This window comes from Pseudomonas sp. NFACC37-1 (assembly GCF_900101575.1).
GTDB classification, from domain to species: domain Bacteria; phylum Pseudomonadota; class Gammaproteobacteria; order Pseudomonadales; family Pseudomonadaceae; genus Aquipseudomonas; species Aquipseudomonas fluorescens_AA.
Map to the genome: position 1 here is coordinate 140,030 of NZ_FMUZ01000006.1, position 21,439 is coordinate 161,468.

Annotated in this window: 19 protein-coding genes; 9 read left to right on the forward strand and 10 right to left on the reverse strand. The window is 62.5% G+C overall.

Annotated features, from left to right (window positions below; genetic code table 11):
• Nucleotides 1-14 precede the first annotated feature (14 nt).
• Together BLP82_RS09885 and BLP82_RS09890 are read right to left on the reverse strand one after the other, a co-directional pair.
• Nucleotides 15-428 carry a hypothetical protein gene (locus BLP82_RS09885; RefSeq protein WP_060741527.1) on the reverse strand — a complete coding sequence of 138 codons (414 nt, stop codon included), beginning with the start codon at nucleotides 426-428 and terminating at the stop codon, nucleotides 15-17.
• 515 nt (nucleotides 429-943) lie between these two features.
• Entirely contained in the window at nucleotides 944-1,666 is a 723-nt protein-coding gene (locus tag BLP82_RS09890; RefSeq protein ID WP_092167091.1) for a pirin family protein, read from the reverse strand.
• Nucleotides 1,667-1,977: 311 nt separating this feature from the next.
• On the opposite strand from BLP82_RS09890, the gene BLP82_RS09895 reads away from it, so the two are divergent.
• Together BLP82_RS09895 and BLP82_RS09900 are read left to right on the forward strand one after the other, a co-directional pair.
• Nucleotides 1,978-2,928, forward strand: a complete 951-nt coding sequence (locus BLP82_RS09895; RefSeq protein WP_092167093.1) for a GlxA family transcriptional regulator — start codon at nucleotides 1,978-1,980, stop codon at nucleotides 2,926-2,928.
• Between the two features lie 184 nt (nucleotides 2,929-3,112).
• Nucleotides 3,113-4,603: an ATP-binding protein gene (locus BLP82_RS09900; protein ID WP_092167096.1), complete on the forward strand. Its 1,491-nt coding sequence runs from the start codon at nucleotides 3,113-3,115 to the stop codon at nucleotides 4,601-4,603.
• Here the strand turns inward: BLP82_RS09900 and BLP82_RS09905 are convergent.
• Nucleotides 4,550-7,354: an ATP-binding protein gene (locus tag BLP82_RS09905; protein WP_092167098.1), complete on the reverse strand. Its 2,805-nt coding sequence runs from the start codon at nucleotides 7,352-7,354 to the stop codon at nucleotides 4,550-4,552. The two genes, BLP82_RS09900 and BLP82_RS09905, sit on opposite strands and share 54 nt — an antisense overlap.
• 359 nt (nucleotides 7,355-7,713) lie before the next feature.
• Here BLP82_RS09905 and BLP82_RS09910 point away from each other — a divergent pair, with 359 nt between their 5' ends.
• The 7 genes from BLP82_RS09910 to BLP82_RS09940 all read left to right on the forward strand — a co-directional run bounded on the left by BLP82_RS09910 (nucleotide 7,714) and on the right by BLP82_RS09940 (nucleotide 14,594).
• The gene (locus BLP82_RS09910) at nucleotides 7,714-8,535 is read left to right on the forward strand and encodes an alpha/beta fold hydrolase (protein ID WP_092167100.1); all 822 of its coding nucleotides are present in this window, start codon (nucleotides 7,714-7,716) and stop codon (nucleotides 8,533-8,535) included.
• Between the two features lie 183 nt (nucleotides 8,536-8,718).
• The gene (locus BLP82_RS09915) at nucleotides 8,719-9,666 is read left to right on the forward strand and encodes a LysR family transcriptional regulator (RefSeq protein ID WP_060741535.1); all 948 of its coding nucleotides are present in this window, start codon (nucleotides 8,719-8,721) and stop codon (nucleotides 9,664-9,666) included.
• Nucleotides 9,663-10,076, forward strand: coding sequence for a DoxX family protein (locus BLP82_RS09920; protein ID WP_072406841.1), 414 nt, complete (start codon nucleotides 9,663-9,665; stop codon nucleotides 10,074-10,076). Before BLP82_RS09915 ends, BLP82_RS09920 begins: the two co-directional genes overlap by 4 nt.
• Nucleotides 10,069-10,695: an antibiotic biosynthesis monooxygenase gene (locus tag BLP82_RS09925; protein ID WP_092167103.1), complete on the forward strand. Its 627-nt coding sequence runs from the start codon at nucleotides 10,069-10,071 to the stop codon at nucleotides 10,693-10,695. The genes BLP82_RS09920 and BLP82_RS09925 overlap by 8 nt, the downstream gene beginning before the upstream one ends.
• A gap of 154 nt (nucleotides 10,696-10,849) precedes the next feature.
• Complete coding sequence (locus BLP82_RS09930; RefSeq protein WP_024617381.1) at nucleotides 10,850-12,688, forward strand: amidohydrolase; 1,839 nt, start codon at nucleotides 10,850-10,852, stop codon at nucleotides 12,686-12,688.
• Between the two features lie 147 nt (nucleotides 12,689-12,835).
• Nucleotides 12,836-13,465, forward strand: coding sequence for an isochorismate family cysteine hydrolase YcaC (gene ycaC, locus BLP82_RS09935; protein ID WP_014337664.1), 630 nt, complete (start codon nucleotides 12,836-12,838; stop codon nucleotides 13,463-13,465).
• Nucleotides 13,466-13,715: 250 nt separating this feature from the next.
• Complete coding sequence (locus tag BLP82_RS09940; protein WP_092167105.1) at nucleotides 13,716-14,594, forward strand: LysR family transcriptional regulator; 879 nt, start codon at nucleotides 13,716-13,718, stop codon at nucleotides 14,592-14,594.
• Between the two features lie 56 nt (nucleotides 14,595-14,650).
• Here BLP82_RS09940 and BLP82_RS09945 read toward each other — a convergent pair whose 3' ends face one another.
• The 7 genes from BLP82_RS09945 to nuoK form a co-directional block, all read right to left on the reverse strand.
• Nucleotides 14,651-15,127, reverse strand: coding sequence for a hemerythrin domain-containing protein (locus BLP82_RS09945; protein WP_053123224.1), 477 nt, complete (start codon nucleotides 15,125-15,127; stop codon nucleotides 14,651-14,653).
• A gap of 302 nt (nucleotides 15,128-15,429) precedes the next feature.
• Nucleotides 15,430-15,705 (reverse strand): type II toxin-antitoxin system RelE/ParE family toxin, encoded by a 276-nt coding sequence (locus tag BLP82_RS09950; protein WP_092167108.1) that lies wholly within the window; start codon nucleotides 15,703-15,705, stop codon nucleotides 15,430-15,432.
• On the reverse strand, nucleotides 15,705-15,977 hold the full coding sequence (locus tag BLP82_RS09955; RefSeq protein WP_060741541.1) for a CopG family ribbon-helix-helix protein: 273 nt from the start codon (nucleotides 15,975-15,977) through the stop codon (nucleotides 15,705-15,707). The genes BLP82_RS09950 and BLP82_RS09955 overlap by 1 nt, the downstream gene beginning before the upstream one ends.
• Before the next feature lie 260 nt (nucleotides 15,978-16,237).
• On the reverse strand, nucleotides 16,238-17,701 hold the full coding sequence (gene nuoN, locus BLP82_RS09960) for an NADH-quinone oxidoreductase subunit NuoN (protein ID WP_092167110.1): 1,464 nt from the start codon (nucleotides 17,699-17,701) through the stop codon (nucleotides 16,238-16,240).
• A 7-nt stretch (nucleotides 17,702-17,708) separates the two neighbouring features.
• Nucleotides 17,709-19,241 (reverse strand): NADH-quinone oxidoreductase subunit M, encoded by a 1,533-nt coding sequence (nuoM, locus tag BLP82_RS09965; RefSeq protein ID WP_060741543.1) that lies wholly within the window; start codon nucleotides 19,239-19,241, stop codon nucleotides 17,709-17,711.
• 39 nt (nucleotides 19,242-19,280) lie between these two features.
• Nucleotides 19,281-21,134 carry an NADH-quinone oxidoreductase subunit L gene (gene nuoL / locus BLP82_RS09970; protein WP_060741544.1) on the reverse strand — a complete coding sequence of 618 codons (1,854 nt, stop codon included), beginning with the start codon at nucleotides 21,132-21,134 and terminating at the stop codon, nucleotides 19,281-19,283.
• Nucleotides 21,131-21,439: an NADH-quinone oxidoreductase subunit NuoK gene (gene nuoK, locus BLP82_RS09975; protein WP_003180046.1), complete on the reverse strand. Its 309-nt coding sequence runs from the start codon at nucleotides 21,437-21,439 to the stop codon at nucleotides 21,131-21,133. The genes nuoL and nuoK overlap by 4 nt, the downstream gene beginning before the upstream one ends.

Consider the following 21,439-nt stretch of genomic DNA (forward strand, 5'->3'; position numbering starts at 1 on the left):
ATCACGGGCACAAATCAGCTGTTATCGTCGGTTTGTGTTTCGGTGGGCAGGTCTTCGGTTTGCGGAGCGGCTTGTGATGCGGTCAAAGTCGTCTCCTTGCACAGCACCTTGCCTACTTCGTCGGCTATCGAGCCGTCGATGATTCGCCCTTGCATCTGGTCGAACTGGGCTTTTTCCAGCACTGCGAGGCTGTTGTACATCCCCATGTGCCGTACATTGCGGCTGGCGCAGTCGAGTTCGAGTTTTGTGTAGTTGGTGAAGTAAGCCCCGGATCTCTGTACGGTGGCCTGGATGGCTGAGCCGCTGTCGATAAACGACACGATGGAGTACACGGCATCCGAATCATCGTAAAGGTATTTGATGTTCTGAACTTCCGCGACCGCACTGCACGCAATGGAGATTAAAGCGAGGGATATGACGGTTTTCATGCTTTCTTCCGTGAATAAGCAAGTCAGGAATATTAGTGGCAAAGTGAGATTATTTTGCCGGGACTCATACATTGGGTCAATTTACTTCGGGCAGTCTCTATGACCGCCGGTCAGAAGCGAAATCCTTTTGGGAACTTTATAGATCCCTCGGGCTCGTGGCAACCGACGAGCACATTTCCTGGGTAATGGGCCCTTCCCGATACGCACCGCAGCTCCATTAGATCAAAGCTTGAATTCGTCCAATCGCCTGACTTTTTTTAGAAGTTTTTCGTCTGAGCTGCACGGGTAATCACGGTTTCAGGACTTTCGAGCTTTTTCCGCCCCGAAAGAAAAATCGAACATCAATGCAAAAAGAATCGCCCCGACGCAGATAGGTCTGGCGGGTCACCACGCGGCTGCGCCATGCCGCACAGGTGCGGGCGGCCATCCATTCAATGTGGAGGCGCCATTGTGAAACACCCATTGTGGGAGCGAGCAAGCTCGCTCCCACAGGGTCTACAGGTTGCTTCATAGCCTCATGGCATCTGCGGCAGCTCCTGCGGCCGCAGATCGAACACGAGCACCTCGGCATCCTGGCCGTGACTCAAGGTCAGGACCTGCTCCTCGCGTACCCGCACGCCGTCACCCTCCTGCAACTGCACGCCGTTGAGCTCGACAGCGCCTCGGGCCACGTGCACGTAGGCATAGCGATCCGCGGCCAGGGTCAAGGTGGCGCTTTGCTCACCATCGAACAGCCCGGCGTAGACCCGTGCATCCTGGCGCACCTGGAGTGAGCCGTCGGCGCCGTCCGGGGAGATGATCAATTGCAGGCGACCGCGTTTCTGCTCGCTGCTGAAATGCTCCTGTTGATAGCGTGGCGTGGCGCCACTGACGTTGGGCACGATCCAGATCTGCAGGAAGTGCACCGGCTCGTCCGCACTGTGGTTGAACTCGCTGTGGGCCACGCCGCTGCCGGCGCTCATCAACTGCACGTCGCCGGGGCGAATGACCGAGCCCGTGCCCAGGGTGTCCTTGTGTTCCAGCGCCCCTTCAAGCACGTAGGAAAAGATCTCCATGTCCCGGTGGGGATGCTGGCCGAAACCCTTGGCCGCGGCGACCCGGTCGTCGTTGATGACCAGCAGGTCGGAGAAGCCCTGTTCGTTGAGGTTGCGGTAGCTGGCGAACGAGAAGGTGTGGAACGAGGTCAGCCAGCCGTGGCGGGCAATGCCGCGGTCCGAAGCTTTGCGAAGGGTCAGCATGATGATTCTCCTGATGTCTATGGGCGGCGGCTGGGGCCGTTCGCCGGGTTCAGAAGAAGGTTAATGGTTATCCTGAAGTTCAATAAGCAGGTGGAAAACGAAAGACTGTCTACTTTGAGTGGACAATCGAGAATGCCTACCGGCGGATGCCTGGCTTCGACATAATGCTGACGATAAACCCTGTGGGAGCGAGCTTGCTCGCGATAGCGGTGTGTCAGTTACATCAATTCCAACTGATCTGACGCTATCGCGAGCAAGCTCGCTCCCACCGGGGGCATTTATGTTTTCTGGATTTTTTTGGCGTCTTTTTAATGAAAACCGTTGCAATGGTGCTGTTCCCGGATTTTTTGCTGCTCGACATGGCCGGGCCTCTGGAAGTGTTTTCCATCGCCAATCGTTACCTCGAAGGGGACCTGCGTTATCAACTGCTGACCCTGGGGACCGAGCGCGGGCCGTTGCGAGCCTCCAACGGCGTGTCGGTGCAGGCCGATATCCATATCGACCAGGCATGGGCAGCCTATGACGTGTTGCTGGTGCCGGGTGGGCCGGGGGCCTATAACGACCGGCATCCGGGGCTGCACACCTGGCTGCGGGCCGCGGCGCAACGGGCTACGCGCTACGGCTCCATCTGCACCGGTGCCTTCGTACTCGGTGAGGCGGGTTTGCTCGACGGTTATCGCGTCACCACCCACTGGCATTACACCGAACGCCTGATACAACGTTTCCCCAAGGCCCTGGTGGAAACCGACAAGATCTTCCTGCAGGACCGCCGCCTGATCACCTCGGGCGGTGTCACCGCCGGGATCGACCTGGCCTTGTCCATCGTGGCCCAGGATCACGGCCGCAAAGTCGCGTTGGACGTGGCCAAGGTGTTGCTGGTGGTGATGAAGCGCCAGGGCGGCCAGGCACAGTTCAGTCCCTCGGTGGCGGCGGTGTCGACGCAGGAATCGGCCATTACCCGGGTGCAGAATCATGTGATGGAGCACCTGGAAGAACCCTTCACCATTGAGCGCATGGCCGCCTTGGCCTCCATGAGTGCGCGGCATTTCGCCCGGGTCTTTGCCCGTGAAGTGAAGATGACGCCCATGGAGTTCCTGCAGGGCGCGCGCATCGACCGGGCGCGTCATCTGCTGGAGACCACTGACCTGCCGCTCAAGACCGTGGCGTTTCGCAGTGGCTTCGGCAGTGTGCGGCACATGCGCTTTTTGTTCGGTGAAAAGCTCGGCCTGACCCCGGTGCAATATCGTCAGCAGTTCAGTTGAGGCGTCGGTGTCCGTCCAGGGCACCGTGATGTCCGTGACGCTCCCAGTGCCAGCATTGTCCTGAGGCCTGCGCCTGCCAAGATTACGGCGAACCCTTTGGAAAGGATGCGCAGGAGCCCAGGGCAGACGTGTTCGGTGATCCGCACGCTGACGCCCGCACCGGTTATCCGGCGCTGGATCGCCCATGAACAGTTTCGTCAAACCCGATAGCGAGCCGGCGGTAGGTTTCGGTCCGTTCGCCTTCTACCGGCAGCAACGGCTGGTCACCCGTGACGGCCAACCCCTCGCGCTGGGTGGCCGGGCCCTGGATGTTCTGCAGGTACTGGTGGAGCACGCCGGCCACTACGTCAGCAAGCAAACCCTCATCGCCCACGTCTGGCCTGACAGCGTCGTGGAAGCCATCAACCTGCGGGTGCATATCGCGGCGCTGCGGCGGGCCTTCGGCGACGGGCGGGATGGCGCTTGCTATATCCTCAACCATCCGCGACAAGGCTATTGCCTGGCGATGCCCCTGGTGGTGCAAGAAGGCGTTGAGTCGCCTTTGAGTCCCAGGACCGAGCGACACAACCTGCCCACGCGCTTGAGCCCGGTAATCGGTCGCGACAGAGTCCTGGGACGGCTGCTGGCCCAAGTGCCCCGTCAAGCCCTGACCACCGTGAGCGGCACGGGTGGGGTCGGCAAGACCACCGTGGTGTTGCGGGTGGCGGAACTGCTGCTTGAGCACTTTGACGACGGGGCCTGGTTCGTTGACCTGGCGGACATCGACGATTCTTCACAGGTGATGGCGCGGGTGGCCGGCACCCTGGGTCTGGCGCCCGGTTCCTTGGGCCGGCACCTTGAGTCCTGCCGCATGTTGCTGGTGCTCGACGGTTGCGAACATGTGCTCGATGCCTGTCGGGAGTTGGCCCAGGCATTGGCTGCGGCGGCGCCCGGGGTGTCGCTGTTGTGCAGCAGTCGCGAGCCCCTGGCCCTGCCGGGCGAAAAGATCGTGCCGCTGCCGGGCCTGGCCGTGGCATCACCCCTGGAACCCGAGCACCAGATCGAGGCGTGTCCGGCGGTGCAGTTGCTGGTCGAGCGGGTGGGCGCCCGGCAACAGGGTTTCCAGCCCGTTGGCCGCGACTGGCTGATCCTGGCCCGGATATGCCAGCGCCTGGACGGCTTGCCGCTGGCGTTGGAACTGGCGGCGGCCCAGGCCGACGCCTTGGGGTTGGCCGGGGTCCTCGAACAATTGGATTACGGCTTGTCAATCTTGAGCCTCGGGCGGCGTACGGCGGTGGCCCGGCATCGAAGCCTGGAGGCCGTGCTGGATTCGAGTGTCGAGCGTTTGAGTGCTGACGAGCAAACCGTGTTCCAGCGCCTGGCGGTGTTCGAGGAGCCGTTTACGCTCAGGGCGGCGCTGGCCGTAATCAGTTGCGCTGAACTGAGTGTCGGGCAATTGCCCTCGTTGCTATTGCGGCTGGCGAGCGTGTCATTGCTGATGGTGGAGCCGCTGGCCGACGGAGTACGTTTTCGACTGCTGCACACTACTCGCGCCTATGCCCTGGACAAATTGCGGCGCAGTGGTCAGTGGCCCGTGTTTCATCGGCGTTATGTGCTGCAAGGCGCTTGGGGCGCGGGCCATTCAAGGCCCCAACCGGCGAGTCAGCCCCTGGAGCAGCGCGCCGGCTTCCAATAGGTCGGGGGTGTCGAATCCCTCGCTGAAGCGTCGGTAGACCGGCCCGAGCAGCTCCTGCGCGGCGTGGACTTGCCCGCGGCGTTGCCACAAGCGGGCCAGGGACGTGGCGCTGCGCAGTTCCCAGGCCAGGGCATGATGCTGACGGGCGACGGCCAGGGCGGCCAGCAGTTGCGTTTCGGCAGGGCCTTCCAAGGAGGGCTCGTTCCGGGCCAGCCAGGTTTCGGCGCCGGCCCGCAGGAGCTCCGCCGAGCACCAGCCCGCGGCGCCACTGCGGGCCCGTTCCAGTTGCGCCGGGTTGACAACACCAGGGCGCAGGGTGACGGCGATGTCCTGGATCAGCCCGTTTGTCGGGCTCGTCTCCAGGGGCTGGTCGTTGAATACGCTGTCGTAATGACAGGCCCAGTCATGGAACAGCATCACCGAATGTTTCTTGGCCTGCTGCTTCAACAGGTCGAGCCTTTCCCGGGCAATCGGATGATCGCCGTTGTAGTGGGCGATCACGCAACCGGCCAGCGCCAAGGTGTAGCAGATCGAAATGCCGTGATTGATCTGCAAGGCGATCTGCAGTGCCAGGTTGGCGGTACGCCGGGCTTTCTCGGCAAAACCTTGCAGCCAGAGGATGCGCGCCAGAATCGTCAGCGCGGCCACGCTCTGGTCGTATTGAACGCCGAAGCCGTGGCTGAAGCGGCTGAGATGGCCGCTCTGGGCCAGGCGCTGGATCACCTGTTCGGCCTCGCGCCGCGCCGCGCCCTGGTCACCGGTGAAATGCAGCGCCAGCACCCGCAGGCGTTGGGTGCTCAAGGACAGGATCGGGTCGCCCTGCAAACCGAGCCGGTCGAAATCCAGGCTGTGGGCCAGGGCCTGTGGGTAGTTGCCGCAACTGAGGTCCACGGTCATTTGCCCGGACACGGCCCGCAGCTCGCTGGCCAGGTCCTGGCATTGCCGGGCCAGTTGCCGGGCGCTGGCGAAGGCGCGGACCGTGGCCGGCGTGCCACCCTCGGTGTGGTAGTTGAAACTGGCGTGGGCCAGCTCCAGGGCCAGGGTCAAGCGTGGGCAGGGTGTGGGGCTGGCCCGCAACAATTGCAGCGCCTTGTTGACGTAGAGGCCGTGCTCCTTGAGCAGCGACAGCTCCTGCCAGAGGGGCAGGGTGCGGGCGGTCAGGCGGATCGCCACGGCGTGTGAACCCTGCGGGCCCAAGCCGCGGTCGAGCGCCGCGCGGATGTCGTCGCGATAGTCGGCGTAGCGGGCGATCCACAATCGGGTGGGTGTGTTCTCCCAATCGTTTTCCGCTTGCCCCATGAGGGCCAGGCAGCGTTCGGCATGGCGTTCCTGGCTGGCTGCCAATTCTCCGGCTTCGGCCAGTTTTTCCAAGGCATAACGGCGGGTGGTGTCCAACAGGCGATAGCGCACCTCTTCATCGCCGACCTCGACGTTGAGCAACGACTTGGCGACCAACTGGCTGACCGACACCAGCACCTGGTCGGGTGCGACATGCTGGCCGACGATCACCGCCGCGGCCGAGGCCAGGTTGAAACTGCCCATGAACACCGCCAGCCGCCGCAGGCAGGTCTGCTCGCAGGCCGTGAGCAGCGCGAAGCTCCAGTCCAGCGTGGCGCGCAGGGTCTGCTGGCGCGGGGCGGCGTCGGTGTCGTTGTGGAGCAGGGCGACATTGTCTTGCAGTTGCCGGTGCAGCGCTTCGAGGCTGAAGCGGCCGATTTGTCCGGCGGCCAGCTCGATGGCCAGGGGAATCCCGTCCAGCCGCTGGCAGATGTCGACCACCAACGGCACCTCGCGGTCGGTCAGTTCGAAGTCGTCACGGCTGGCCATCGCTCGCTCGGCAAACAGTTGCAGCGCCGGGTACTCCAGGGCGGGATAACCCTCGATGGGCATTTCCCGGGGCGGGCATGCCAGGGCATCCAGGCGCTGCACGTATTCGCCTTCGGCGCGCAGGCCTTCGCGGCTGGTGGCCAGGATGTGCAGGTGAGGGGCGCCGCGCAGCAAGGTCTCGCTGAGCTGGGCGATGGCGTCGATCAGGTGCTCGCAGTTGTCGATCACCAGCAGCAGATGCCGCTCCTTGAGCGGTCGGGCGACGGTGTCCAGCGGATCACCCTCCTGCAGCGGCAGGTCGAGCAATGCGCACAGGTTGGGGACGATCATGGCCGCATCGTTGAGCGATGCCAGGTCCAGCAGATGGGTGCCGTCACGGTAGTGGCCGATCAGCCGTTCAGCGACCCGCAGGGCGACGGTGGTCTTGCCGATGCCGCCGGTGCCGACCAGGGTAATGAAACGCTTTCGTGGCAACTGGGTCACCAGGTTTTCCACCAAGGCCTGGCGTCCGATCAGGCGCGTGCGCTGCAGCGGCAGGTTGCGCGCCAGGGACGGATGAGGAATGCGCGCCAATGGGTCGAGGGATCCGAATGACACCGGCGCGACAAAGCTGTAGCCGCGCTGCGCCACGGTGACGATGTAGCGCTGCCCGGCCTGGCCGTCCCCGAGGGCCTTGCGCAGTGCCGCGACGTGTACGCGCAGGTTGGTGTCCTCTACCACGCTCCTGGGCCAGACCCGGGCGATCAGTTGCTGCTTGCTCACCACCTCGCCTGCGTGTTCGAGCAACACCAGCAGAATCTCCACGGCCCGTCGTCCCAGGCGCAACGGTTGCTCGCCCTCCAGCACCAGGCGCTGGCGCGGATGGACCCGGTAAGGGCCGAAATGCACCGTCTGTTCGACGGGCAGGCTGAGGTATTGGCTCATGGTGCTCTCAAATGTTCTGGGCTCGATGCCTGGGCTTTACCCGAGCATATTCCTCAGGTTTGGCTTCAAGCGCAACGGCGCGGGCTTCCCTGCCAGGCACAGATCCCTGTGGCGAGGGGATTTATCCCCGTTGGGCTGCGAAGCGGCCCCACAACCCAAACTCCAGTCAGCCTGACACACCGATATGTCGCTTTTGGGGCTGCTGCGCAGCCCAGCGGGGATAAATCCCCTCGCCACAAAAGCAGTCTTAATCCGGGTTTTTAACACCCTCGTCCCGAAAAAATTAACAACGTTTAACTCACGCCCATGCCCCCTCTGACCAGACCATAAAGCGATCCACCCACCTCAGGAGTCATGTCATGAGCACCTTCATCACCCGCGACGGCACCGAGATCTACTACAAGGATTGGGGCAGTGGTCAACCGGTGGTCTTCAGCCACGGCTGGCCGTTGAACTCGGACAGTTGGGAGGCGCAGATGATGTTCCTGGCGTCCAACGGCTATCGGGTGATCGCCCATGACCGCCGTGGACACGGGCGTTCCAGCCAGCCTTGGGACGGCAACGACATGGACACCTACGCCGATGACCTGGCCGAGCTGATCGAACGCTTGGACTTGAAGGATGCGGTGCTGCTCGGCTTCTCCACCGGCGGTGGCGAAGTGGCACGCTACATCGGTCGCCATGGCGCCGCCCGGGTCGCCAAGCTCGGCCTGATCTCGGCGGTGACGCCGCTGATGCTCAGGACCACGGCCAATCCTGGCGGCTTGCCCATCGAAGTTTTCGACGGTTTCCGCCAGGCCTCCCTGGCCGATCGTTCTCAGCTATACAAAGATGTGGCCAGCGCGTTTTTCGGTGCCAACCGTCCGGGCGCCAAAGTCTCCCAAGGCATGATCGACTGGTTCTGGATGCAGGGCATGCTCGCCGGCCACAAGAACGCCTACGACTGCATCAAGGCGTTCTCGGAGACCGATCTTTCCGATGACCTGCGCAACATCGACGTGCCGACTCTGGTGGTCCATGGCGATGACGACCAGGTGGTCCCCATCGAAACCGCCGGCATCGCCGCCGCCAAATTGCTGAAGAACTCGCAGTTGCTGGTGTACCCGGGCGCGCCCCATGGCCTGACCGATACCCACAAGGACCGGCTGAACGCGGACCTGCTGGCGTTCATCCGGGGCTGAAGGGGAGGTGCCGGGCTTGCCCTGATGCTATGAGGCAAGCACAGATTTCATGTGGGAGCGGGCTTGCTCGCGAAAGCGGTGTGTCAGTCGACGAAGATGTTGAATGTCGGTGCGCCTTCGCGAGCAAGCCCGCTCCCACAGGGACTCCACCAACCCTTGGCATTCAACAGGACCAAAAAACCGATGAACCGCAACGATTTACGCCGTCTCGACATGAACCTGCTGGTGATCTTCGAGGCGCTGATGTTCGAGAAAAACCTGACCCGCGTCGCCGAAAAGCTCTTCATGGGCCAACCAGCGGTGAGCGCGGCGCTGGGGCGGCTGCGGGATCTGTTCGATGACCCGTTGCTGATCCGTCACGGTCGTGGCATGGAACCGACCCCGCGAGCCCTGGCGATCCTGCGAGAGCTGCAACCGGCCATGGACACCATCTCCGGCGCGGTCAGCCGGGCCAAGGCGTTCGACCCGTCCACCAGTTGCGATGTGTTTCGCATCGGGCTGTCCGACGATGCCGAATTCGGCCTGTTTCCTCCACTGCTGAGCCAACTGCGCGAAGAGGCGCCGGGGATCATCGTGGTGGTGCGCCGAGCCAATTTCCTGCTGATGTCGTCGCTGCTGGCCAGCGGTGAAATCAGCGTCGGCGTGAGCTACACCACCGATCTGCCGGCCAATGCCAAACGCAAGAAACTGCGGGACATTCCTTGCAAGGTCTTGCGTGGCGACAAGCGCCCGGGGCCGCTGACCCTGGACGAGTACTGCTCGCGGCCCCACGCCATGGTTTCGTTTTCGGGCGACTTGAGCGGCAACATCGACCTGGACCTGGCCCGTATCGGCCGGACCCGTAAAGTGGTGCTGGCGGTGCCGCAATTCAGCGGGCTGCGAGCCTTGCTGGCCGGCACCGAGCTGATCGCCACCGTGCCCGACTATGCCGCCTGTGCGCTGGTGGAAGGCTGCGCACTGCGTGCCGAGGACCCGCCGTTCGAGATCAATGCGGCCGAACTGTCGATGGTCTGGAGCGGCGTGCATGACAACGACCCGGCGGAGCGCTGGCTGCGCTCGCGCATTGCCAGTCACATGTCCCAACCCTTGCCGGCCGCTGCCTCGGCGGCCCCGGACGGAGCGCACCGATGAACATGACCGATGAGCGCCCGTGGCAGGACCTGGGCTTGTTGTTCCTGCGCCTGAGCGGCGGGTTGTTCCTGCTGTGGGTCCATGGGCTGCCGAAGCTGTTGCACTACAGCGTCGAGCTGACCCGGATCGAAGACCCGTTTCACCTCGGCGCGGCGCCAACCCTGATCCTGGCGATTTTCGCCGAGGTGCTGTGTCCGCTGCTGATCATGGCCGGCGTGCTGGTGCGCCTGGCGTGCTTGCCCATCCTGTTTCTGCTGGCGGTGGCGCTGCTGGTGGTGCATCCGCAGTGGAGCCTGGAAGAGGGGCAGTTCGGTTGGTTGCTGCTGATTGTATTTACCAGCGTGTTCATTGCCGGGCCTGGGCGCCTGGCGCTGAACGCGCGTTTTGATGGAGTGCTGCGCCATGCCTGAATCTCAAGCTGTTGAATCCACCGCGAGCCCATCCCGGCCCGGCTTCGACGAAATCGTGACCCTGGTGGTCAAGCACCGGATCAAGGCCGGCCAGGACGTGGCGTACGAGGCCTGGTTACGCCGCATCGTGCGCGTGGCCGGTCAATGGCCGGGCCACCTGGGCGTGGACGTGGTGCGCGGCAAACTGGGTGGGTTGTCGCTGTTCACCTGCGTGCTGCGTTTCTGCTCCACCGAAGCCATGCAACGCTGGCTGGACTCACCCGAACGCCGGGAACTGGTGGAAGAAGCCGCACCCTTGCTGGCCGACGGCGACCAGACAGAAGTCGGGTCGCACAAGGAGTTTTGGTTCGCCCCGCTGGCCGATGCCGCCACGCCACCGCCGCGCTGGAAGCAGGCCGTGGTGACGCTGCTGGTGATCCTGCCCCATACGCTGCTGGTGCCTTTGCTCTGGGGGCCGGTGCTGCAACTCAACGCCTTTCTGTCGAACTACGTGGTTGCCACGTTTTTGATCACCCTGACCATCGTGCTCTCGGTCTGCTACGTGTGCATGCCGCTGGCGACCCGTTTGTTCGCCCCTTGGCTGGAAGCCTCGAAAGCTCACGAACAGCTGAAACCATAAGCGTTATCACATTGTGCTGGCGAGCGCTCTTGTGGCGAGGGGATTTATCCCCGCTGGACTGCGAAGCAGTCCTGAAAGAGCGGCCGCTACGCGACCGAGCGGGGATAAAGCCCCTCGCCACACATTCTATTTTTGATAGTTGAAGGAAAAACCTATGAACGCAGATCTGATTCTATTCAACGGTCAATTCCATACCGTCGACCGCGAGAAGCCTCGGGCCAGCGCAGTCGCCATCAGCCAGGGCCGCTTCGTCGCGGTGGGCACCGATGCCGAGGCCATGGCCCTGCGGGGCAGCGGCACCCAGGTCATCGACCTCAAGGGGCGTACCGTTATCCCCGGCCTCAACGACTCGCACTTGCACCTGATCCGTGGCGGTCTGAACTACAACCTGGAACTGCGCTGGGAAGGCGTGCCGTCCCTGGCCGATGCCTTGCGCATGCTCAAGGACCAGGCCGACCGCACGCCGACGCCCCAGTGGGTGCGCGTGGTGGGGGGCTGGAACGAATTCCAGTTTGCCGAAAAGCGCATGCCGACCCTGGAAGAACTCAACCAGGCGGCCCCCGATACGCCGGTATTCGTGTTGCACCTGTATGACCGCGCCTTGCTCAACCGCGCCGCGCTGCGGGTCGCCGGCTACACCCGTGACACGCCGAACCCGCCGGGTGGCGAGATCGTGCGTGACAGCAAGGGCGAGCCCACCGGCATGCTGGTGGCGCGGCCCAACGCGATGATCCTTTACTCGACGCTGGCAAAAGGGCCGAAGCTGCCGCTGGAATACCAGGTCAACTCCACGCGCCAGTTCATGCGGGAACTCAATCGCCTGGGCCTGACCAGCGCCATCGATGCCGGCGGCGGTTTCCAGAATTACCCGGACGACTACGCGGTGATCGAGCAGTTGGCCCGTGAGCAGCAGTTGACGGTGCGCATCGCCTACAACCTGTTCACCCAGAAGCCCAAGGAAGAACTCAGCGACTTCAAGAACTGGACCGGCAGCGTCAAGCTGCACCAGGGCGACGATTTCCTGCGGCACAACGGCGCAGGGGAAATGCTGGTGTTCTCGGCGGCGGATTTCGAGGACTTCCTCGAGCCGCGTCCGGACCTGCCGCCGGGCATGGAGCAGGACCTGGAACCGGTGGTCCGGCACCTGGTGGAGCAGCGCTGGCCATTCCGCTTGCACGCCACGTATGACGAATCCATCAGCCGCATGCTCGACGTGTTCGAGAAGGTCAACCGCGATATTCCGTTCAACGGCCTGCCGTGGTTCTTCGACCACGCCGAGACCATCACGCCGAAGAACATCGAACGTGTGCGGGCGCTGGGCGGCGGCATTGCGATCCAGGACCGCATGGCCTTCCAGGGCGAATACTTCGTCGACCGCTACGGTGCCAAGGCCGCCGAAGCCACGCCGCCGATCAAGCGCATGTTGGCCGAAGGCGTACCGGTGGGCGCCGGCACCGATGCCACCCGCGTCTCCAGCTACAACCCCTGGACCTCGTTGTACTGGATGGTCAGCGGCCGCACGGTCGGTGGTCTTTCGTTGCACGAAGAGGGCCTGCCGCGCCTGACCGCGTTGGAACTGTTCACCCATGGCAGCGCCTGGTTCTCGTCGGAGCAGGGCAAGAAGGGCCAGATCAAGGTCGGCCAACTGGCGGACCTGGCGGCCCTGAGCGCGGACTTCTTCAGCGTCGAGGAAGAAGCCATCAAGTGGATCGAGTCGGTACTGACCGTTGTGGACGGCAAGGTGGTGTACGCCGCTGGTGATTTCGAAAAACTCGGCCCGGCCAGCGTCCCGGTTTTGCCCGACTGGTCACCGGTGGTCAAGGTCCCGGGCCATTGGCGCCCGACTTCGCCGTTGCAGGCTCAGGTCCACCAGTGCAGCGGTCCGTGCACGGTGCATGCCCACAGCCATGAACGGGCACGACTGTCGAACGTTCCGGTCAGCGATTTCCAAGGCTTCTGGGGCGCGTTTGGCTGTTCCTGCTTTGCCTTCTGACTGATACACACAGATCCCCCTGTGGGAGCGGGCTTGCTCGCGAATGCGGACTGACATTCAGCATTTTCGTCGACTGATACACCGCTTTCGCGAGCAAGCCCGCTCCCACCAGGGTTTTGTCACAATCCATCCCAAAGGAGTCATCCCATGAGCAACGTTCCCGCCTACAACCGTCTGAACAAAGACGACGCGGTGGTCCTGCTGGTCGATCACCAGACCGGCCTGATTTCCCTGGTCCAGGACTTCTCGCCCAACGAGTTCAAGAACAACGTGCTGGCCTTGGCCGACCTGGCGAAGTTCTTCGAACTGCCCACCATCCTGACCACCAGCTTCGAACAAGGCCCCAACGGCCCGATCGTGCCGGAGCTCAAGGAAATGTTCCCGGACGCGCCATACATCCCGCGTCCAGGCCAGATCAATGCCTGGGACAACGAAGATTTCGTCAAGGCGATCAAGGCCACCGGCCGCAAGCAATTGATCATCGCGGGCGTGGTCACCGATGTCTGCGTAGCGTTCCCGACCCTGTCGGCGCTGGCTGAAGGTTTCGACGTGTTCGTCGTGACCGATGCCTCGGGTACGTTCAACGAAACCGTGCAACAGGCTGCCTGGGTCCGCATGACCGCCGCCGGCGCGCAGATGATGAACTGGTTCTCGGTGGCCTGTGAGCTGCACCGCGACTGGCGCAACGACATCGAAGGCCTGGGCAACCTGTTGTCCCAGCGCATTCCGAACTACCGCAACCTGATGAACAGCTACTCGGCGCTGACGGCCAAGTAAGTAGTTTCCTGGCTGAACAGGTGCCCGCCAATGTGCGGGCATCTTTTTGTCTGGCCAATGACTCCTTGTGGCGAGGGGATTTATCCCCGTTGGGCCGCGCAGCGGTCCAAAAATAGGCCAACTGGGTGTGTCAGAATGTTTACGTGATTAATTATAGGGGCTGCTACGCAGCCCAGCGGGGATAAATCCCCTCGCCACAGGTTTTGTATTCGGCCTGATGTCTAAATAAAGCCCCACCCCAGGAATGACAATGAACCCCTTCGAAGAAATGCGCATCTTTGCCCAGGTCATGGAGTCAGGCAGCTTCACCGCCGCGGCGGACAAGCTGGGGCTGTCCAAGCAGTTCGTCAGCCGCAAGCTCATGGCATTGGAGCAGCGCCTGGGGGTGCGCCTGCTCAATCGCTCGACTCGCCGGCTGGACGTCACTCCGTTGGGCCAGCGCTATTACGAAGCGTCGCTGCGCCTGCTCAATGACGTCGAACAAGTGGAGCAGGGGATCAGCGGCCAGACCAGCGAACCTCGCGGGACCATTCGCCTCAGTGCGCCGCTGTCGTTCGCGGTAGCGCATCTGGGCAGCCTCTTGCCGGTTTTTCTGCAGCGCTATCCTGGTGTCAGCGTCGAAGTGGACCTGAGCGACCGTTCGGTAGACCTGCTGGGGGAGGGCTATGACCTGGCGCTGCGCATCGGCGTGCTGGAGGACTCGACGCTGATTGCCCGGCGCATCGCGACCATCGAGCGGGTGTACTGCGCCAGTCCCGCCTACCTGGCGCAGAAAGGCACACCCACGCGACCGGAAGACCTGCGCCATCATGACTGCCTGCCCTATGGTCACAGCCGCCAGGTGCAGTGGCGTTTCGCGGGGGCCGGCAAACCGTTGACCCTGGAGGTCACGGGACGCATGCGCGCCAATAACGGCGATTTGCTCAGGGACGCGGCCATCGCCGCAATGGGGGTCACTTACCTGCCCACCTTCATCCTCGGCGATGCCTTGAAGGAGGGTCGGTTGATCAAGGTGTTGGAGGGGTTCGAAACCGAGCCCCTGGCGCTGTCGGCGGTCTACCCGCAACATCGCCAAGGCTCACGCCCGGTGCAGGCGCTGGTGGAGTTTCTGCGCGAACAGATGCAGTAAAACGCCGCAATGCATTCCGCCGTCACAGACGGGCTAAAGCATTACGGCGTTGGGAGTCAGGCGGCGAGGTTGGCGCTGCTCAGCTCTTTTTTGTACTGCGCTTTCATGGTTTCCATTTCCGCACCCAAGGCGTCCAGTTTGGCCTTGCCCAGCAGTTTTTTCGCGTGGGGGAACATTTCTTTTTCTTCCTCCTCGATGTGGTGCTCAAGCAGCTCCTTGACCACTTTCACGCGACCGGCAAATTCTGGCTGGGTCGGGTCGGTGGTTTTCAAGTCCGGCAGCACCAGCGAATCGACGGTGCGGTGTTCTTCCTTGGCTTCGTAATACATTTCGGCCTCATCCTTGCCGCCTGCCTGTTTGAAAGCCGGATACAGAATCTCTTCTTCCAGACGGGTATGGATGGAAATTTCCATTTCCAGTTTCGCCAACAGGTCGGTGCGTTTTTTCACGGCGCGTTCGGTCGACTCGCTCAGTTGAGTCAGGATGGCTTTGACGCGTTCATGGTCGGCTTTCAACAGATCGATGGCGTTCATAAGTAGCTCCAGGCAATTCACGGTTACGGGCCGGCTTCAAGCGCCAACGCCGCGTATGAGATGAATTGCATCAGCCGTGCCAGCCGAATCGTCTTAAAAAAACGTTTAAAAACAATTGGTTGTATCAAGGTGGTTTTTCATGTTCGTGCAAGCTGCAAGAGGGCGGGAGAAATGGTCTTGCACTTTGACTGGCAGGCGCGCTGAGTTTCTGTGGGAGCGGGCTTGCTCACGAAAGCGGTAGGTCAGCTTGCATCGATGTTGAAGGTGCCGCTGTCATCGCGACCAGGCTGGCCGAGTCGACGTTATCGATCCTCACGTGTGTGCCACAGGCGCAGCAGGTACAGGGTGGAACCTACTATTTCGTAGCGCATCTCGTAGTGGCCGACCTGAATTGTGCGCACATCCCGAGGTTCGAACTCTTCCAGGCGTTCACCCATGCGTGGGTTGACCAGCAATGAGGTCGGTGCAGTCGTGAGCTGTTGTACTGTTCGTGCGGCAGCGGGTTGGTTCGCCGATGCCAGAAACTCATAGAGTCGGGCTATGCCGGACAGTGCCTTGCTGGTCCACTTCAACTCCATCAGCGCGGGACCGGTAACGGAGTGTCGGTATTGAGACTATCGGCCCAAGCCTGGACCGCCTGGTGATCAATCACACGGCCAGCGTCAACATCGGCCAGGGCCTCGAGGGTCAGACGACTGCGCTCCTCTTCCTGATCTATCCAAGCAGATAGAGCTTGTTTGACGATCCAGTTCCTGGAGCGCTCAAGGCGTTCAGCCATCAGGTCGACTTTTTCGGCCAGTTGCACTGGGACGTGGGCGGTGACAGAGCGAGTTTTCGTGGTGGTTGCCATGATGGATGACCCCTTTCAATTGGCGGGAATAGCCAGCCTTCTCAAACAACCGCTTCCAGGCCGATGATTAGCGATTTATTTTGTATCGATGTACAGCAATCTGATTCAAGGTTAATCATATTGAATAAGGTGGCAGCGTCAAGGACCTGAATCAGTCCGCGCTTCTTGTCTTATCTCGTATCACTCTTCGCGAACGAGAGCCAAAAAAATGCCCGTATCTTGCGATACGGGCACTTTCGATGGCTACAACGCTTGGGCGATCAGCCCACCAAGCCAGCCTGCTGGACCAAAGTCAGCAACGGCTGCGGGTACACGCCCAGGAAGAACGCCAACACGGCGATGGCCAGCAGCATCACGCCGCCTGCCTTCTGTTCCCAGTGCAACTCGGCATCGTGACGACGCAGGTTCGGTTCCATCAGGTACAGGGTGACCATCACGCGCAGGTAGTAGAACACGCCGATGGCACTGCCCAGCACCAGGGAGCCGACCAGCCACCATTGGTGAGCCTCGACGCCGGTGGCGATGATGTAGAACTTGCCGATGAAGCCGGCGGTCAGCGGGATGCCGGCCAGGGACAGCATCATCACGGTCAGCACGGCGGTCAGGTACGGACGGCGCCAGAACAGACCGCGGTATTCGTACAGGGCGTCGGCGTCGCGGCCGTTGTACGGCGAGGACATCAGGGTGATCACGCCGAAGGCGCCGAGGCTGGTGATCACGTAGGTGACCAGGTACACCCCGATGGCTTCCACGGCCAGGCCCTTGCTGGCGATCAGGGCGATCAGCAGGTAACCGAAGTGGGCGATGGACGAGTAACCCAGCAGACGCTTGAGGTTGCTCTGGGTCAGCGCCAGCAGGTTACCGAACAGGATCGACGCGATGGCGATGATGGTCAGCACGTTGCTCAGTACACCGCTGCTGGCCACGGGCGAGATCTGGAACAGCCGCACCATGACCGCGAACACCGCCACTTTCGACGCGGTGGCCAGGAACGCCGCCACCGGCGCCGGGGCGCCTTCGTAGACGTCCGGGGTCCAGAGGTGGAACGGTACCAACGACAGCTTGAACGCCAGGCCGATCAGCATCATGCCCAGGCCCAGTTGCGCGATCGGGCTAGGCAGGCCGGTGGCCGCCAGGGCCTGGCCGATGCCGACGAAGCTCAGGGTGCCGGCTTCGGCGTAGAGCAGGGCCATGCCGAACAACAGGAACGCGGAACCGGCCGCCGACAGCACCATGTACTTGATGCCGGCTTCCAGGGAACGCTTGTTGAAGAAGGCGTAGGCCACCAGGCCGTAGACCGGTACCGACAGCAGTTCCAGGCCGATGAACAGGCTGGCCAGGTGCTGCGCGCTGACCAGCACCAGGCCACCGGCGGCGGCCATCAGGATCAGCAGGTACAGTTCTTCGCGGTTGCCCGGGTAACCCGAGCCGCCATCGCCGAGGTAGGCGTGGGCGAGGGTGACGCAGGCCAGGGTGGCGACCAGGATCAACGCCATGTAGAGGCAGGCGAAGCTGTCGATCTGCATCAGTGGCGTGACCGCCAGTGGCGCGACTTTCAGGGCCGGCAAAATCGACAGCAGGGCCAGGTTCAGCCCCGCCACCGACAGCAGGAAGGTCTGCGAGTGATTGCGCCGCCAGGCGATCGCCAGCATCACCACGATGATCGTGGCGCTGGTGATCAACAGCGGCGCAAGCGCGATAAAGTGTTGAATCGTGAATTCCATAGCGCTCTTACCGGGCCGAAGCGAGTTGAGAGAAGGCGGTGCCGAGCCACTGCTGCACGCCATGCATCGTGGCGGCAGAGGTGTCGAGGAACGGTTGCGGGTACACGCCGAGGTAAACCAGCAGCACCGCAAGGCCGAGCACCATGATCAGTTCGCGACCGTCCATGCCACGCAACACTTCATCCGACTTGGCCGGACCGAAGTAGGCGCGGTGGATCATGATCAGCGAGTAGACCGAACCGAACACCAGGCCAGAGGTGGCAATCGCCGTGATCCAAGGCGCACTGACGAACGAGCCGATCAGGATCAGGAACTCGCCGACGAAGTTGCCCGTGCCCGGCAGGCCCAGGGACGCGGCCGCGAAGAACAGGCTGATGGCCGGCAGGTAGGCGATGCGCGACCAGATGCCGCCCATTTCACGCATGTCCCGGGTGTGCAGGCGCTCGTACAGCTGACCGCTGAGGATAAACAGCGCTGCCGCCGACAGGCCGTGGGCGAGCATCTGGATCACCGCGCCTTGCAGGGCCAACTGGCTGCCGGAGTAGATCCCGATCAGCACGAAGCCCATGTGCGAGACGCTGGAGAACGCGATCAGGCGCTTGATGTCGGTCTGGGCGAACGCCAGGAACGCACCGTAGAAAATTCCGATCAGGCCCAGGGTCATGGCAATCGGCGCGAACTCCGCCGAGGCATTGGGGAACAGCGGCAAGGCAAAGCGCAGCAGGCCGTAGGCCGCGGTCTTCAGCAAGATACCCGCCAGGTCCACGGAACCGGCGGTCGGCGCCTGGGCGTGGGCGTCCGGCAGCCAGGAGTGGAACGGCACCACCGGCAGCTTCACCGCGAAGGCGATGAAGAAGCCCAGCATCAGCACGTACTCGGTGGTGCGCGACATTTGCACTTTCAACAGGTCGGCGTAGTTGAAGGTAATCACGCCGGTGTTGTTGAAGTTGACCAGCACCAGGCCAAGGATCGCCACCAACATGATCAGGCCGGAAGCCTGGGTGAAGATGAAGAACTTGGTCGCCGCGTAGATCCGGGTTTTCTTGCCGTCCGAAGAACTGTGACCCCAGAGCGCGATGAGGAAGTACATCGGCACCAGCATCATTTCCCAGAAGAAGAAGAACATGAACAGGTCCAGCGCCAGGAACACGCCGACGACACCGCCCAGGATCCACATCAGGTTCAGGTGGAAGAAACCGACGTGACGCTGGATCTCTTTCCAGGAGCAGAGGACCGAGAGAATACCCAGCAGGCCGGTCAGCAGGATCATCAGCAACGACAGGCCGTCGAGGGCCAGGTGCACGCTGATGCCGAAGCGAGCGATCCAGGCGTGCTTGAACTCAAGTGCCCAGGTCGGATCGGCGCCAGGGGCCGGAGCGAATGAATAGTCGCCGGTCGCCCACAGCCAGAGGCCGAGCGCGAGTTCCAGGGACATGGTCAGCAGCGCAATCCAGCGCGGGAGCGTGGAGCTGGAGCGCTCCGCGATCCAGCACAGCAGGCCGCCGATGAAGGGGATCAGGATTAGCCAGGGCAGAATCATGACGGGCTCGTTTCCTTTCGCAAGTTCGCAAGGTTCATATCAGACCGCTACCAGCACGATGGCGCCGATAACCAGCACGGCGCCAGCCGCCATGGAAGCCGCATACCAACGCAGTTGACCGGTCTCGGTACGGCTCAGGGCGGTGTGACCGCCCTTGGCCATGCGCGGGATCAGGCCAATGGTCTGGTCGAGCGGGTCTTTGCGCAGAATGTGGCTGATCGCAAGGTATGGCTTGACGAACAGTTTGTCGTAGATCCAGTCGAAGCCCCAGGCGGCGAACCACCAGGCCGAAAGGAACCGCCCGATGCCGCTGTTGGCGACCGCCGTGACGAAACGACGCTTGCCCAGGAACAGCAGGGCGGCCAGCAGGATACCCGCCAGGGCGATGGCGCCGGAGGCGATTTCCAGGCTGTGCTTGGCTTCGCCGCCGGCATGGCCGACGCTTTGCGGCAGCACATCGGCCAGCGGTGGGGTGATCAGGGCGCCGACGAAGGTCGACAGCACGATCAGCACCGACAGCGGCAGCCAGTGGGCAATTCCGTGGCCGGCATGGGCTTCGGTCTTGGCTTCACCGTGGAACGCGATGAAGATCAGGCGGAAGGTGTACAGCGAGGTCATGAACGCACCCACCAGGCCGGCATAGAGCAGGCCTTGGTTACCGCTGGCGAAGGCTTCCCAGAGGATCTCGTCCTTGGAGTAGAAACCGGCGGTGACCAGTGGCAGGGCCGCCAGGGCCGCGCCGCCGACGATGAAGCTGGCGTAGGCCAGCGGCAGTTTCTTCCACAGGCCGCCCATCTTGAAGATGTTCTGCTCGTGGTGGCAGGCCACGATCACCGCACCGGACGCCAGGAACAGCAGGGCCTTGAAGAAGGCGTGGGTCATCAGGTGGAAGATCGCGCCTTCCCAGGCACCCACGCCCAGGGCCAGGAACATGTAGCCGATCTGGCTCATGGTCGAGTAGGCGAGGATGCGCTTGATGTCGGTCTGTACCAGGGCGGCAAAACCGGCCAGCACCAGGGTCACACCGCCAACAATGCCAACCAGGTGCAGGATGTCCGGCGCCAGGGCGAACAGACCATGGGTGCGGGCGATCAGGTAGACGCCCGCGGTCACCATGGTCGCGGCGTGGATCAGTGCCGAGACCGGGGTAGGGCCGGCCATCGCGTCCGCCAACCAGGTCTGCAGCGGCAGTTGCGCGGATTTACCAACGGCACCGCCCAGCAGCATCAGGGTCGCCAGGACGATCCAGAAGTCGCCGACCTTGAAGTGCTCGGGTGCCTTGACCAGCAGTTCCTGGATGTTCAGCGTGCCCAGTTGCTGGAACAGGATGAACAGGCCGATGGCCATGAACACGTCGCCGATCCGGGTCACGATGAACGCCTTGAGTGCGGCGTTGCCGTTGTTGCGGTTGCTGTAGTAGAAACCGATCAACAGGTACGAGCACAGGCCCACGCCTTCCCAGCCGAAGTACAGGAACAACAGGTTATCGCCGAGCACCAGGAACAGCATGCTGGCGATGAACAGGTTGGTGTAGGCGAAGAAGCGCGAGTAACCGGCTTCACCGCGCATGTACCAGGACGCGAACAGGTGGATCAGGAAACCCACGCCGACCACCACGCCGAGCATGGTGACCGAGAGGCCGTCCAGGTACAGGGCGAAGTTCGGCGTGAAGCCTTCCACCGCCATCCACTGCCACAGCACTTGCACGTACCGGCCACCTTCCGGCGGGGCGACGTTGAATTGCCAGATCACGTAGGCCGTGACGATGGCAGACAGGCCGATGGAACCCACGCCAACCAGCGCCGACAGGTTTTCCGACCAGCGTCCACGGGAGAACGACAGCAGCAGGAAACCGACAAGAGGAAATATGAAAGTCAGGAAGAGAAGGTTCATCCGCGCATCTCGCTGGCAGCGTCAATATCGAGAGTGTGGAAGCGGCGATACAGCTGCAACAGGATCGCCAGGCCGATACTGGCCTCGGCGGCTGCCAGGCTGATCACCAGGATGAACATGATCTGTCCATCCGGCTGCGCCCAGCGAGCGCCCGCGACGATGAAGGCCAGGGCGGAGGCATTCATCATGACCTCCAGGCTCATCAACACGAACAGAATGTTGCGGCGGACCATCAGGCCGACCAGACCGAGACAGAACAGGATGCCGGCAACCGCCAGGCCATGTTCGAGAGGGATAGCAGGCAT